At 51.3% G+C, this 15174-nt stretch carries 11 protein-coding genes and 1 tRNA gene; all 12 read left to right on the top strand.

Annotated features, from left to right (window positions below; genetic code table 11):
* The first annotated feature begins 4 nt into the window (after positions 1-4).
* The 12 genes from BZG25_RS10370 (at position 5) to BZG25_RS10430 (ending at position 15090) form a co-directional block, all read left to right on the top strand.
* Positions 5-81 (top strand) — tRNA-Arg (locus tag BZG25_RS10370).
* 511 nt (positions 82-592) lie between these two features.
* Positions 593-847: an OadG family transporter subunit gene (locus BZG25_RS10380; protein ID WP_077578930.1), complete on the top strand. Its 255-nt coding sequence runs from the start codon at positions 593-595 to the stop codon at positions 845-847.
* Positions 848-879: 32 nt separating this feature from the next.
* The gene (gene oadA, locus BZG25_RS10385) at positions 880-2670 is read left to right on the top strand and encodes a sodium-extruding oxaloacetate decarboxylase subunit alpha (protein ID WP_077639055.1); all 1791 of its coding nucleotides are present in this window, start codon (positions 880-882) and stop codon (positions 2668-2670) included.
* A 9-nt stretch (positions 2671-2679) separates the two neighbouring features.
* The gene (locus tag BZG25_RS10390; protein ID WP_046074111.1) at positions 2680-3810 is read left to right on the top strand and encodes a sodium ion-translocating decarboxylase subunit beta; all 1131 of its coding nucleotides are present in this window, start codon (positions 2680-2682) and stop codon (positions 3808-3810) included.
* A gap of 183 nt (positions 3811-3993) precedes the next feature.
* On the top strand, positions 3994-4950 hold the full coding sequence (locus BZG25_RS10395) for an NADP-dependent oxidoreductase (protein ID WP_077578928.1): 957 nt from the start codon (positions 3994-3996) through the stop codon (positions 4948-4950).
* Positions 4951-5043: 93 nt separating this feature from the next.
* Positions 5044-5466 (top strand): YqaA family protein, encoded by a 423-nt coding sequence (locus tag BZG25_RS10400; protein ID WP_077578927.1) that lies wholly within the window; start codon positions 5044-5046, stop codon positions 5464-5466.
* Positions 5467-5476: 10 nt separating this feature from the next.
* Positions 5477-8326, top strand: coding sequence for a pitrilysin family protein (locus tag BZG25_RS10405; protein ID WP_077578926.1), 2850 nt, complete (start codon positions 5477-5479; stop codon positions 8324-8326).
* Positions 8327-8423: 97 nt separating this feature from the next.
* Complete coding sequence (gene gshA, locus BZG25_RS10410; RefSeq protein ID WP_046074115.1) at positions 8424-10001, top strand: glutamate--cysteine ligase; 1578 nt, start codon at positions 8424-8426, stop codon at positions 9999-10001.
* Between the two features lie 14 nt (positions 10002-10015).
* Positions 10016-10633: a hypothetical protein gene (locus tag BZG25_RS10415; protein ID WP_046074116.1), complete on the top strand. Its 618-nt coding sequence runs from the start codon at positions 10016-10018 to the stop codon at positions 10631-10633.
* 29 nt (positions 10634-10662) lie between these two features.
* Positions 10663-11181 carry an S-ribosylhomocysteine lyase gene (luxS, locus tag BZG25_RS10420; protein WP_046074117.1) on the top strand — a complete coding sequence of 173 codons (519 nt, stop codon included), beginning with the start codon at positions 10663-10665 and terminating at the stop codon, positions 11179-11181.
* Positions 11182-11484: 303 nt separating this feature from the next.
* Entirely contained in the window at positions 11485-12531 is a 1047-nt protein-coding gene (locus BZG25_RS10425; protein ID WP_046074218.1) for a substrate-binding domain-containing protein, read from the top strand.
* A 3-nt stretch (positions 12532-12534) separates the two neighbouring features.
* On the top strand, positions 12535-15090 hold the full coding sequence (locus tag BZG25_RS10430) for a LuxQ periplasmic sensor domain-containing protein (RefSeq protein WP_077639056.1): 2556 nt from the start codon (positions 12535-12537) through the stop codon (positions 15088-15090).
* Positions 15091-15174: the final 84 nt, after the last annotated feature.

Raw genomic sequence — 15174 nt, forward strand, 5'->3', positions numbered from 1 at the left:
CAGCGCGTCCGTAGCTCAGCTGGATAGAGTACCTGGCTACGAACCAGGCGGTCGGAGGTTCGAATCCTCCCGGACGCGCCATTTTGGCTCCCCTTCGCACATCGCCTCGCGGCATGACTTGTCGCCAATCGGGCAAAACCGACCGTTTTCGCGTCTTCATCCTCGTTTCTGTGACGTCCTCTTATTTAAACACGTTTACCTTCTTGCTGTTTATCATCCCGGAATGTTTGTCGTGCCCGGCTTTCAACGATCTTGGTCGCTTTCGGAAAAACGCTTTTTCCATAAGTGCCACAGTCGTGAAGCTGGCATTGCTTTTCTTTACAGTCGCGCGCTGTCGCTCGCCGTTGTTATTCGCCTGCTGACCGTGAGTTTGCATAAACATCCCGTTGATCCGTCTTTTTTAATCAGTGAGTGAAAATGCCCATTAACGGACGTTATGAGGTAACAAAAACGCAATAGTCAGATTGTCATTTATGCGAATTGTTAGTATTTTGAACGCCGATGATGAATTTGCCACCAAGATAAATGGATAATAACGGGGGCAATCACTGCTTTGATGTAAGCAAGAGTGAGTGTGACAAGGAAGAAAATCATGGATTTAGGCCCGCTTTTAGAACAGGCAATGATGCTGATGTTAACTGGCATGGTTGTTGTGTTTGTATTTCTCTCGATATTAATTTTTTTGGTCCGCCAACTGGAACGTTTTGGCGACCCTCTCCCACCTGCCGCGGCGAACGCGGCCGCTCAGCCCAAAGCCCAAGCTGCACCTGACGCATCACAGCCGTCATCGGATGTGATTGCCGCGATCACTGTGGCTGTTCAGCAGTACCGCCAACGTCACCGTTGAGTGGTCAGGCACATATAAAAAAGGAGTTTGTTATGTCTACGCCGTTAGCTATTACCGATGTGGTATTACGCGATGCCCATCAGTCGTTGTTTGCCACACGTCTGCGTTTGGACGATATGTTGCCAATTGCTGCCGAGCTGGATCAAATTGGTTTTTGGTCATTGGAAACCTGGGGTGGGGCGACCTTTGATGCTTGTATTCGCTATCTGGGTGAAGATCCTTGGGTACGCTTGCGAGAGCTCAAAAAAGCGATGCCAAATACCCCGATGCAGATGCTGCTACGTGGTCAGAACCTGTTAGGTTATCGCCACTACGCTGATGATGTGGTGCACAAATTTGTCGAGCGCGCACATGCAAATGGCATGGATGTGTTCCGAATTTTTGATGCCATGAATGATGTCCGTAACTTCCAAGCAGCAGTGGGGGCGGCGGTGGATGTCGGTGCGCATGCGCAAGGCACGATCTCCTACACCACCAGTCCAGTGCACACCATGGACACTTGGACAGATTTGGCCAAACAGTTGGAAGATCTTGGCTGCCACTCGTTATGTATTAAAGACATGTCTGGTTTATTAAAACCTTATGAAGCACACGAGCTTGTAAGCCGCATCAAAGCAGCCTGTGATATCCCCTTATCCTTGCACTGCCACGCGACGACGGGGCTATCGACGGCCACAGCCGTCAAGGCGGTTGAAGCAGGCTTGGATGTACTCGATACTGCCATTTCTTCAATGAGCCAGACATACGGACATACGCCGACGGAAACCGTGGTGGCGATGCTCGAAGGCACTGAGCGTGACACGCAGCTTGATCTGAACAAGCTAGAGTCGATTGCGGCTTATTTCCGTACTGTGCGCAAAAAGTACGCGCAATTTGAAGGGCAGCTCAAAGGGGTCGACTCACGTATTTTGATAGCACAAGTGCCCGGTGGCATGCTGACCAATATGGAGAGCCAGCTCAAAGAGCAGGGGGCGGCCGACAAAATGGACGAGGTGTTAGAGGAAATTCCTCGGGTTCGTGAAGATTTAGGCTATATCCCCTTAGTCACCCCGACCTCGCAAATTGTCGGCTCTCAGTCGGTCATTAACGTGCTAACCGGTGAGCGCTACAAGAGCATTACCAAAGAAACGGCAGCCCTTTTGAAAGGGGAGTATGGGAAAGCCCCCGCGCCGGTTAATGCCACCCTCCAGGCTCGCGTGTTAGACGGCGAAGAGGCGATCACTTGTCGTCCTGCCGATAAACTGGCACCGGAAATGGATGCCCTGACCCAAACACTGACCGACAAAGCCGCGGCCGAGAATGTCACCTTGGCGGAGCAGACCATTGATGATGTGCTGACTTACGCCCTGTTCCCGCAGGTGGGATGGAAGTTCTTACAAAACCGAGGTAACCCTGAAGCATTTGAACCGGCACCAACCGGGGAGCCAGCCTCTGCGCCCGCCGCTCCTCAGCCATCAAGCAGTGGCGACGTGGAAACCTATAGTGTGCGTGTTAACGGCCAGGTCTATCAGGTAGATGTAGGGCCAGATGGGGCGCTGGGTGACATTCAGCCAGTGAATCAGGTGTCAGCGTCGGCGAGTGCGCCAGCCCCTCAAGCCGCACCAAGCAACCTTGAGCCGGTAACGGCACCTTTGGCAGGCAACATCTTTAAAGTGATGGTGACCCCTGGTGAGCACGTGCAGGAAGGTGATGTCCTAATCATTTTGGAAGCGATGAAGATGGAAACCGAGGTGCGGGCAGCCCATGCGGGCACTGTCCAAGATGTACAAGTGAAAGAAGGCGATGCCGTGACCGTTGGCATGCCGTTATTGCACTTAGGATAAGAGGGCAGCATGGAAGGATTAATGATCCTGTGGTCGGAAACTGGACTGGCAAACTTCCAGTGGCCACAGCTTGTAATGATTGCCGTGGGCTGCCTATTACTCTTTTTAGCGATTCGGCGCGGCTTTGAGCCCTTGCTTTTGTTACCTATCGGTTTTGGGGCGATATTAGCGAATATTCCCAATGCGGGCTTTAACGAGCCGGGCGGCCTGCTTTACTACGTCTATCATGTCGGGATTGATACTGGCGTGTTCCCCCTCCTGATCTTTATGGGGGTGGGGGCGATGACCGATTTTGGCGCGCTGATTGCTAACCCGCGCACCTTGTTGCTAGGTGCGGCGGCACAGTTTGGTATTTTTGCCACTTTGTTTGGTGCCATTTTACTTAACTTGGTGCCAGGCATGGCGTTTAGCCTGCAAGATGCGGCCTCCATCGCGATCATTGGTGGTGCGGATGGGCCGACGGCTATCTTCCTCGCCAGTCGATTATCGCCGGACTTGCTCGGGGCCATTGCCGTGGCGGCGTACAGCTATATGGCATTGGTACCGATTATTCAGCCCCCGATCATGAAGTTGTTCACCTCTGCAAGTGAACGCAAGATTGAGATGAAGCAACTTCGTCATGTGTCGAAAACCGAGAAAGTGCTGTTTCCGTTGGCGGTACTGATGATGACCATCTTATTTTTGCCCTCGGCAACGCCGCTGGTTGGTATGTTCTGCCTCGGTAACTTGATGCGAGAGTGTGGCGTGGTGGATCGCTTATCGGGCACTGCCCAGAATGAGCTGATCAACATTGTTACCATTTTTCTCGGTCTGGCTGTGGGCTCCAAATTGGAAGCCGACAAGTTCCTCCAGTTTGAAACCCTTGGCATCTTGGTATTGGGCGCAGTCGCGTTCAGCATCGGGACGGGAACAGGCGTACTGATGGCTAAACTCCTTAATCGCTTTAGCCGCGACCCTATCAATCCATTGATTGGTGCGGCTGGGGTGTCGGCGGTTCCCATGGCGGCCCGTGTGGTTAACAAGGTCGGATTGGATGCTAACCCGCATAACTTCTTACTAATGCATGCGATGGGGCCAAATGTGGCTGGTGTCCTGGGGTCTGCGGTGGCGGCCGGTATTTTGTTGGCGCTGGTTGGCTAACCGTCAGTGATTTGACACCGAGCAGATAAAAAGAAAATAGCGGTAGGCATTGAGTCTGCCGCTTTTTTTGTTAAGACTAGAGGTTTACGCTTTGCAATGGCTCTGTGCTTAATCTCTTCGTTAAGGCAAATACCATTACTGTATACGCCAGCATAAGCACAATGGCATGCGAAAGGAGTCAATATGTCGAACAATCTCTCTCTTGCAATCACTGAATTTGGCGCACCAGAGGTACTTACCCCGGTCAACCGTTCGATTCCTTCTCCCTCTGAAGAACAGGTGCTGATTCAAGTGAAGGCTGCAGGCGTTAACCCCATTGATGCGAAAACGCGTGCCGGACTCGGCTGGGCCGCTGAGCATAATCGCGATCATTTGCCTTGGGTGCCTGGCTATGATGTTGCAGGTGTTGTGGTGGCGAATGGCACCAATGAAAGCAAGTTTGATGTTGGGGATCGTGTCGCTGGGATGATTGGCTTTCCGACCGAAGGCGGGGGATACAGCCAATATGTGGTCGCTGATGCCGGATTATTATCAACAGTACCGCCAAGTGTGCCAATGGTAGATGCCGCCGCAGTACCATTGGCTGGGCTGACGGCTTGGCAAGCGCTTGAGCATGGTAAACTGGTGCGTGATGAAAAAGTATTGATTTTAGCGGGCGCCGGCGGCGTCGGGCACCTTGCGGTCCAGTTGGCCGTGCGTCTCGGGGCGCAGGTTTATGCCACTGCCTCTGAAAACAATCATGCCTTTCTACGTCAACTGGACGCGACCCCGATCGATTACCATCAAGCGCATTGGGCCACCGGCAATGGTGAATTTGATCTGGTGATTGATTTGGTGGGAGGGGACACCGCCATTGATGCATTAGCAAGCCTAAAAACAGGTGGGCGTATCGTCACAGTCCCCACCAATACGCGCGATACCATTACCTCCGCCGCTGCCGAGCGAGGGCTGAAGGCGACAGGTATGTTGGTTGATCCAAATACTTGGCAGACCCAGCGCTTGCTCGATATGCTGGACCAAGGTGAACTTAAGATCGATATCGCTGCGGTCTACCCGCTTGAGCAGGGCGCGCAGGCACATTGCGCACTCGAGGCAGGCCATACTCGCGGTAAACGTGTGTTGGAAATGCCTTCGTCTTAACCTCAGGGCTTCGTCTTCCGGCTCTCGTCGGGTTGATGAGGCCGTGGCGTCGTAGAGAGTTCGCGCTGAACCAATGATAATACATGGGGTCGAATGGACGATTGGGTGCTGCTGGCAACGCTGTTTGCCACCAGCTTTTTAGGTGCGACCTTATTGCCAGGTGGCTCTGAGGCCAACTTGGTGTATTTATTAACTCAGCACTCATTCGCGGATGGGATCGTTGTGGCGATTGCCACGGTAGGCAACACACTCGGTGGCATGACCAATTACGCCATCGGGCGTTGGCTGCCTGATTATCAACCGCATCAATCATGGCACCGCCGAGCGCTCGCTGGGCTGCAACGCTATGGTTATGCTGCCTTGCTATTAAGCTGGGTACCGATTATTGGTGATCCGCTTTGCGTGGTTGCCGGTTGGCTGCGCCTTCGACAATCTTGGTGCTGGCTGATTATCTTTGTTGCAAAAGCATCGCGCTACCTAGTGATTGTCATCTCAATCCGTTGGGTAGCGGGTTAGGAACTATCATATGCCACGTTTATTGCTTGCCACGTTTTTCTTTCTATCTGTGTTGTCTGGATGCCAGTTGACTGGCTCAGCCCCAACCCAAACACCTGAGGGCGTCACTTGGATTAAAACCGTCGCGCCTCCGCCAGGGAGTGCGCAAGTCCCGTATCAGCAATTTGAATTAGATAATGGACTGACGGTGTTGTTGCATGAGGATCACTCCGACCCTCTTGTCAACGTTGATGTACGTTACCATGTGGGCTCTGCCCGAGAAGAGCCGGGAAAATCAGGCTTTGCGCATTTTTTTGAACATATGATGTTTGAAGGCTCTGAGCACGTAGATGATCACGGAAAACGTATTAAAGAGGTGGGGGGCTATAACAATGGCTCGACCAATCGCGACACCACCCAGTATTACCAGACCGTACCGGCCAACGAGCTTGAGCGTGTCCTTTGGCTTGAATCTGATCGCATGGGCTTTTTGCTGGATGCGGTCTCTCAGCGCAAATTTGAAGTGCAGCGTGACACGGTGAAAAACGAACGGGCATTTCGGATAGACAATGTCCCGTATGGCCGCGTTAACGAGACCATTAATCAAGCACTCTACCCTGAGGGTCACCCATACTCATGGCCGGTGATTGGTTATGTTGAGGACCTTAACCGTGTCGATGTTGGCGATCTCAAGCAATTCTTCCTGCGCTGGTATGGGCCGAACAATGCCACCTTGACCATTGGTGGCGACATTGATGTTCAGACAACCTTAGCGTGGGTGAAAAAATACTTTGGTGATATTCCTCAAGGCCCATCAATACCAGAGGCGAAACCGCAACCGGTCACGCTGGACGGCTCTCGCTTTGTGACATTGGAAGATAAGGTATCGCAACCGGTATTGGTGATGACCTTTCCTACCAGTGTGCCTGAGACGGACACCACGACGCGCCTGGGGGTACTGGCCAATGTATTGGGGCAAGGGCGTGACAGTGTCCTTTATCAATCCCTGGTACAAACGGGGCAGCTGTTAAGTGCAGGCGCATCGCACCAGTGTGGTGAGCTAGCTTGTACGTTTGAGGTCTACGGTGTCGGTCGCCAAGGTCAATCTCTGGCTGAGATCCGTACCTTGTTAGCGCAAACCATGACGCAGTTTGAGGCAAAAGGCGTCAGTGACGAGGATATCAACCAAATCCAATCCATGGTGGAAGCCGATAATATCTTTGCGCTACAAAGTGTCGACGGTAAGGTCTCACAGCTGGCCAGTGATTATACGCTCTACGGTGATGCAAACCGTATGAATCAGCGCCTTTCACGCCTGAATGCGGTGACCCCTGACAAGGTGATGGAAAGCTATCGGCAGTGGATAAAAGATCAGCCCGCAGTAAACACCAGTGTGGTCCCTATTGGACGGACGGACTTGGTCGCTGCGCCCGCGAATTTTATCTATCAACGTCCAGAATATGAACAGGCACAGACGCAAAGCCAGCACGACACGTTAGCACGACGTGAACCCCCAGAAAATTTCGATCGCACCCAGATCCCGGCTCCTAATGGGAGTGTCACGGTTAATGTGCCACGCATTTATCGGGCCGACTTGGACAATGGGATGCATCTGGCAGGCACAGTGAGTCGCGAGACACCCACGGTCACCTTGCAGCTTCGTTTACCTGCCGGCACCTTGATGGAGCCTAACGATCAGCGAGGTATCGCTAACTTAACGGCAACCATGGTGACCGAGGGCGCAGCAGGTATGTCGGCCGCTGAGCTCACTCGAGCCCTAGACAAGCTGGGCAGTCAAGTCAATATCGACGCGGACAGTTACCATACACAAATCACGGTAACATCACTGAAAAAGCATCTGGGTGAGACCCTGAAACTCGTGAATAAAACCTTGCGCGCGCCGACCTTTGCAGAAGAAGATTTTGATCGTGTTAAAGCCCAGTTGTTGGAAGGTCTGGCATCTCGCGCCGATGATGCAGGCTGGCTAGCCAGCCAAGCGACAAACCAGCTGTTATATCAAGATGCCACCTTCCGTGCGCCAGAGGGCGGCGTCGCGGAAGATATTGCAGCGATGACACTTGACGATGTTAAACACTTCTATCGCCAGCACTACGTATTGCGAGGCAGCCAATTGATTGTGGTGGGCGACCTTTCTCGTGAACATGCGATCAATCTCGCCAACCGGATCACACCGTGGCAAGCGCAAACGCAGCCTACGGCTCAGGTGGCGCGTGCTGTCCCGAAAGACTACGACCAGGCACAAATTTGGCTGGTAGATAAACCGCAAGCCCCACAAACCAGTATTCGTATGGTGCGCCATGGTATGCCATACGATGCCACCGGCCCGATGTTTAAAACCCGCTTGGCCAACTTTAATTTAGGGGGCAATTTTAATGCGCGCCTGAATCAAAACTTGCGTCAAGATAAAGGTTATACCTATGGCGCGCACAGTGGTGTTTATGGAGGCCGACAGACAGGCACCATAGAAGTCAGTACCGATGTACGTGCTGATGCGACGCACGATGCGATTAAAGCGCTATGGCAAGAGATGGCGCATGCACAAGAAAATGGCTTTTCGGCACAAGAATTGGCCTATCTGCGTCAATCGAGTGGTCAGCGTGATGCGCTGAGTTATGAAACGCCATGGGAAAAAGCAGGCTTGATAGCACATATTGAAGCCTTTGATTTAGACGACAACTACCGAGAGGCACAAAAAGCCTTATTGCAATCAATCTCATTGCAACAGCTGAATGCCCAGGCGGCACGTTGGTTTGATCCTAACGACTATCAAATTATTGTGGTCGGGGATGCCTCTCGTCTTGGTGATAGCTTACGTCAACTTGGCTTGCCAGTGCGCACGTTAGCGCTCGATTACCGATAAGCCTATTTGGATAAACTTACTCCGCTGCGTGATGGCTTTTGAGTAATAGCTTGTTTATATTGACCGCCACGCAGCTTAAAAAAATAAGAGATACATTTTGACTGACTTTACCCAACGGTTAGCGCGTTTAGCGCAAAACCCAGATGCATTAAAGGGGATTGGCCGCGGATTGGAGCGCGAGGCATTACGCATTACGCCAGCAGGTCATTTAGCGCAAACGGCGCATCCAGAGACACTTGGATCCGCGCTGACACACCGTTGGATCACGACGGATTTTGCTGAATCACTGTTGGAGTTTATTACGCCGGTTAACACGTCGGTGAAAGGGATGCTGGATGAGTTGCAGGATATCCATCGCTTTACCTATCAGCAAATGAGCGACGAACAGTTGTGGCCTATGTCAATGCCGTGCGTGGTGGCATCCGAAGACGATATCACCTTAGCGCAATACGGCAGCTCAAATATTGGGCGGATGAAGACCTTGTATCGCCAAGGGCTCAAGCATCGCTATGGCAGTGTGATGCAAGTGATCTCAGGGGTGCATTTTAACATCTCTTTGCCTGAGACATTTTGGCAGCATCTGTACCACTCAGACACGGTAAGCCAAGCGTCAGTCACCCAAGGTTACTTTGATCTTATTCGTAATTATTATCGCCATGGTTGGATGATCCCTTATCTATTTGGTGCGTCACCTGCGTTATGTGGCTCGTTTATCAAGCATGCGCAAAGCCAGTTGCCCTTTGAGCATATGCCGTCAGGTACGTGTTACTTACCCTATGCGACGTCGCTGCGCTTGAGTGACTTAGGGTATACCAATAATGCACAAGCGGATCTGAAAATTGGTTTTAACACCCTAGAACAATACCTTGAAGGTTTAAGAAGCGCGATTCGTACTCCCTCACAGGCGTTTGCCAAGTTAGGTATTCGTGATGGCGAGACGTATCGTCAGCTCAACACCAATGTGCTGCAAATTGAAAACGAGCTCTATGCGCCTATACGCCCCAAACGGAATGCCGAAAGCGGTGAAAAGCCGACCGAAGCGCTTGAGCGAGGCGGTGTCGAGTACATTGAGGTGCGCTCTTTGGACGTCAACCCATACAGCCCGGTGGGGATTGAAGAGGATCAGATCCATTTTCTTGATCTCTTTGTCTCCTGGTGTGCGTTATCGCCTTCTGAGCCGATGACCGACCCTGAACTCAATTGCTGGCGTGACAATTGGAACAAGATTGTACTCGAAGGCCGCAAACCAGGATTAACCCTAACAACAGGATGTGAGGGCGAGACCCTGACGCAAGCAGAGTGGGGGTTACAAGTGATGGGGGAGCTTAAGCAGTTAGCGAAAGTCATGGATCGCGCGGTCGACGACCATCGCTATGAAACCGTATGTGATAAAATGATCGCCTGTTTTGATAACCCAGAATTCACGCTATCTGGTCGTGTTCTGGCAGACGTGATCGCGCAAGGCGGTATCGGCGGCCTAGGGCTAAGCCTTGCCCGTGACCATAAAGCGGCGCTAGCGGATGTGCCTTACAAGATCCACAGTGATGCCGACTTTTTACAAGAAGCCAAAGAGAGCGTCGCGCGTCAAAAAGCGGTCGAAGAAAGCGATACACAAAGCTTTGAAGCTTTTTTGAATGCTTATTTTAAAGACGTGCCCATGGCCGAAAGCTGGTAATTGGACGGACGACGATGAGCAGGAAGCGCTTTTTCCGTCATATTGGCGCATTCTTCACCGTGGTGATGGTATCAGGATGTGCCACGCCACCACCGGATAATCCCAATAACCTCTGTGAGATATTCGACCAACACCCAGATTGGTTTGAAGCAGCGGTTGAGATGGAAGCGGATTGGGGAACGCCCATCCAAGTGGCCATGGCGTTCGTCAAGCAAGAGAGCGCGTTTGTGCATGATGCCCTGCCACCCCGTGATTATGTGTTAGGCATCTTGCCGTGGGGGCGTGTTAGCAGTGCCTATGGCTATGCGCAGGCGCAAGACCCGGCTTGGTCTGATTATCAAAAAGCCACAGACAATGGCGGCTCCCGCACTGACTTTGCCGATGCGTTGCAGTTTATTGGTTGGTATACCGATGCAACCTACCGCCAACTCGGGGTGTCTAAATGGGATGTGTATCGCCAGTATTTGGCTTACCATGAAGGTAGAGGTGGATTTCAGCGCGGCTCGTTTGAGGGGAAACCCGGGTTAAAACGCGTGGCGCGTAAAGTCGAACAACAAGCAAAGGACTACGGTTGGCAGCTAAAAGGTTGCCGACAACGACTCGAGGATAATCTGAGCTGGTGGCCATTTTAAGGGGCACTGCGAGGAATAAAGGAGGTAAGATGCCACTACTAGATAGTTTTACGGTTGATCATACACGTATGCATGCGCCAGCAGTGCGGATCGCCAAAACGATGCAAACACCCAGCGGTGATACGATTACCGTTTTTGACCTTCGTTTTTGTCGCCCTAACGAAGAGCACTTGACGGAAAAAGGGATCCACACGCTCGAGCACCTGTTTGCCGGCTTTATGCGTAAGCACCTTAACAGCGATAAGGTCGAGATCATTGATATCTCTCCTATGGGGTGTCGTACTGGCTTCTACATGAGCCTGATTGGGGAGCCCCAAGAGCCTGAGGTGGCGAAAGCATGGGAACTGGCGATGGAAGATGTGTTGGTTGTGCCATCGCAAGACAAGATCCCTGAGCTCAACGAGTATCAATGCGGGACGTATGAGATGCACTCACTCAGCGAGGCAAAAGATATCGCTCGTGCCATCATAGATGCAGGGGTGACCGTGAATAAAAACGATGATCTTTCCTTGCCTGAGTCCATGCTACAAACGTTGCGCGTTGACTAGTGTGCCTCTGTCTTGAACGTTAACGGCAGTCCATATTGGGCTGCCGTTTTTCTTGGTATTCATGGCTTTCTCCCTTTTTTGTCTTGATTGCTAGATAAATGCCTGGGAAGTGTAGGCTTTGTTGCATCTTTTTTGCCTCATCAAGCACGCTTCTCGCTTTTCTCGCTGCGTCCGTGCACGGGTTTCGCTAAGCTGACACTGACTTGGAAACAAAAAGGCTGTGGGATAAAAGTGAGTTTACGCACCAGACACCTAAATGACGCGATCCGTTTTTTCCGTTGGTTGACTGGGCTCACCTTGCTGATGGTGATGTCCAGTGCCCACGGATCACTCAATGGCTTTTGGTCTTACGATGAGTACCTTGCCCTGCACCCTGAGCAAAAAAGCTTAACCACCGAATTGGACGCTCAGGTACAAGCAGAGCCGGTGCCTTTTTTAGGTGCCATGGAGCCAATAAAAATCTCTGTGGTGGTGCCAGGCGAGCAAATATCCGATTACTGGCAACGTAACGTACGTGCCTTCGAGCGGCGGCTGAATGCACTTAATATCCCATATGAGCTCCAACAAGTCACGACGCGCCCCAATACCGATATTCGTGAACAAAGCGCCTCGTTGTATGCGGCGCTGCGTGATGGGGCCGATTACCTCATTTTTACCTTGAACAGTGTGCGCCATCGTAAGTTTATTAACCATGTGTTATCCCAGAACAAAACCAAGCTTATTTTGCAAAACATCACCACGCCCGTAAAAGCGTGGCAAGATAATCAACCATTCTTATATGTGGGGTTTGATCACCAACGTGGTAGCCGTGCGTTGGCAACCTATTACCAAGAGCGATATCCTGAAGGCGTGAATTATTCGGTGCTTTATTTTTCGCAAGGTTATGTCAGTGATGCACGGGGAGATACCTTTATTGAGGCCATGAGCTCGCACGCTGATAGCAACTTGCTGTCTGCCTATTACACCAAGGGTGACCGAGAGTCGGGTTACCAGGCGGCCAAAGCGATGCTAAACAATAATCCAACGCTCGACTTTATTTATGCGTGTGCAACCGACGTCGCGTTTGGCGCTGTCCAGGCCCTCGATGAGCTAGGCCGTGACACGGTTGGACTCAATGGCTGGGGAGGTGGCTCAGCAGAGCTTGACGCGATTGCCGCCGGTCAACTTGATGTGACTGTGATGAGAATGAATGATGATACAGGTATCGCCATGGCCGAGGCGATCAAACGTGACATTGAGCATCAACCTGTGCCTGTGGTCTATTCTGGGCGGTTTGAAGTGGTCACTCGCTACGATGATCCCAAGCGAATAGAGGCACTTAAGAAAAAAGCATTTAGGTATTCGGACTAAAAAATGGCCATATCGGGTTCGCCGAAGCTGTCACTGTCTCAATTACTGACCCGTTTGATCGTGGTCTTTTTCCTCTTTGTGACGGCCGGGGTGTATATACAGAGTTATCAGCTTACTTTGGCGGGGATTAATCAAGAAATTACCCGCACGCTGACGCAGACGTCTCGCCTGTTGCAAAATGTGTTTGACAGTCGTCTCACATCACTACAAATCCACCAAAATACCAATGCGGCCAGTGTGACACTGCAATCAATGGTGGCGAATGAGAACAGCGCGGCGTTGGATGACTATTTTATCGAGCAAGAACAGCAAGACGTGGCCAACACCCCCGATTTTCGTTTTATCGCCAAAGACGATCGGGTGCTGTGGCATGATGGTAGCAGCCTCTTTCATGGTATTGATCGTGAGCAGTTAGAGCAGCTACGCCTCCAGTTAAGGGGGATTAATCGGTGGGCGTTAACCACCATCACCACAGAGATGGAGCAGAGCTACCTGTTAATGCGACGCACACCGATTGTATTTCAATCCAGCGGCAAGCTGGGGGGCTACTTATATGTGGTGGTGATGCTTAATGGCAACTTCTCGTTTGTCAAAAGTTTGCAGCGCGCGAGCGGTACGCAAGCGGTGTGGTTGTCTGCAGATAATGTCACTCTCGCCTCGACGCTGAGCAGCAACGATGAGATTGGGCGCGATCTTACGCTGCCCTCGCCAGGAGAGAGCCAGGCGTTTCGCCACTATTTGGTGAGCCAAGCCAAGTTACGCATCGCCGGTGAGCCTTCAAAAATTGCTCTGTTGTCGGCACAGCAAAATGACAATGTGGTGGCACTGCAACGGCAAATGGGGATTAACCTGCTGCTGACCACGATGGTGATTATCGTGGCAGCGATCTGGGTTAACCGATTTGTGCAAACGCGCATCGCGGATTCATTGGAAAAATTGATGCGTTATACCCAAGGCGCGCGCTCGCGACAGCGCACCTTGCCTTTTGCGGGCTCGGATATTGAAGAGTTTAACCATATCGGTAAGACGCTGGAGTCCACATTTGATGCCTTGTATGAAAAAGAGCGCTCCCTACAAGACCTGTTTGACTATGCCTTGTCGCCCATCATCGTTTGGGACACCCACTTTGATATCACACGTATTAACCCCGCGGCCAAACTAAAGCTTAACTATGACGAGCAAATCCATGCCTCTAGTTGGCTCTACGACCAGTTTATGTATGCGATTACCCCTCATCTACAACGTGCATTAAACGGGACGATTTTAAAAGGGGTGAATATCGAGATTGATCGTCGGGTTTACCGTTGGAACTTAGCGCCGTTGATGGTCGACAACCAAGTGAAAGCGGTGATTGGGCAGGGGCAAGAAATCACTTCTTTGATTGAAGCGGAGCAACAAAGCCAACGCGCTAAAGAAGCGGCAGAAGCCTCTGCCCGTGCCAAGTCTGAGTTCTTGGCTAAGATGAGCCATGAAATTCGAACGCCGCTCAATGGTATTTTAGGTATAACCCAGATATTGAGTGATAAGGCGAAAGAAAAAGAGCAAAAAGAGCTGCTAGGGAGTCTCTATCAAAGTGGTGAGCACTTACTTACTGTGTTAAATGATGTGCTTGATCTTTCCAAAATTGAACAAGGAAAGATGACTATCGAGCACGGCGACTTTTATCTGCACGACATGATTCGCACGGTTGAGAATATCTATACCCCGATTTGTGAGAGCAAACAGATTGCACTGACCATTGATGCTCCCGTCGCCGATGACACCATGGTGTGCTCTGATCAATCACGTCTGACTCAGATCCTGTTCAACTTGATGAGCAATGCGGTGAAGTTTACCCATGTTGGCAAGGTGGGGATGACCATCAAATTAGTCGAGTCGGGTGAGCAAACACGCTTACATATAGAGGTCACTGACACGGGGGTGGGGATGAATCAACAAGCGCTATCATCCTTGTTTGATCCCTTTGTACAAGCCGATTCCAGCGTCACGCGCACATACGGAGGCAGTGGCTTGGGCTTATCTATCGTGAAAAGCTTACTCGACTTGCTCGGAGGAGAGATTGATGTGACCAGTGAGCCGGATAAAGGTAGCCGCTTTATGGTCACTGTGCCTGTGGCTGTGACACACGCTAAACCGGCACAAACCGTAGAGGCCGACCCTTTTGACCCCGCGTCTTTGGGCATAGAGCGGTTGTTGCTGGTCGAGGATAACAAAATCAATGCCATGGTGGCTCAAGCCTTTTGCAAAAAATACCAGATTGAAGTTGATTGGGTGAAAGATGGGGAGCAGGCCCTCGAGCGTCTCCAACAAGCGCATTATGATCTGGTATTAATGGACAATCATATGCCGAAGCTTGGCGGCATTGATGCGACAAAAGCGATTCGTAAAACGTTGGGTCTCGATGTCCCCATTTATGCGTGCACGGCCGATGCGTACGGTCACGTTCATGAGGCTTTTTATCAAGCAGGTGCCGACTATGTGATAGTGAAACCGATCAAAGAGGCCAGCTTTATTGAGGCATTACGGCATTATACCTGTACGGAAAACAGCTCTTCATGATGGCAGTGGTAACGGGCGATCAGATGATGACCTAAAAAGGGCAAGCACAAAAAAGGTGGGGAATGCCCCACCTTTTTTGTGCGT

Source organism: Salinivibrio sp. ML198, assembly GCF_001996015.1.
Classification (GTDB): Bacteria; Pseudomonadota; Gammaproteobacteria; order Enterobacterales; family Vibrionaceae; genus Salinivibrio; species Salinivibrio siamensis.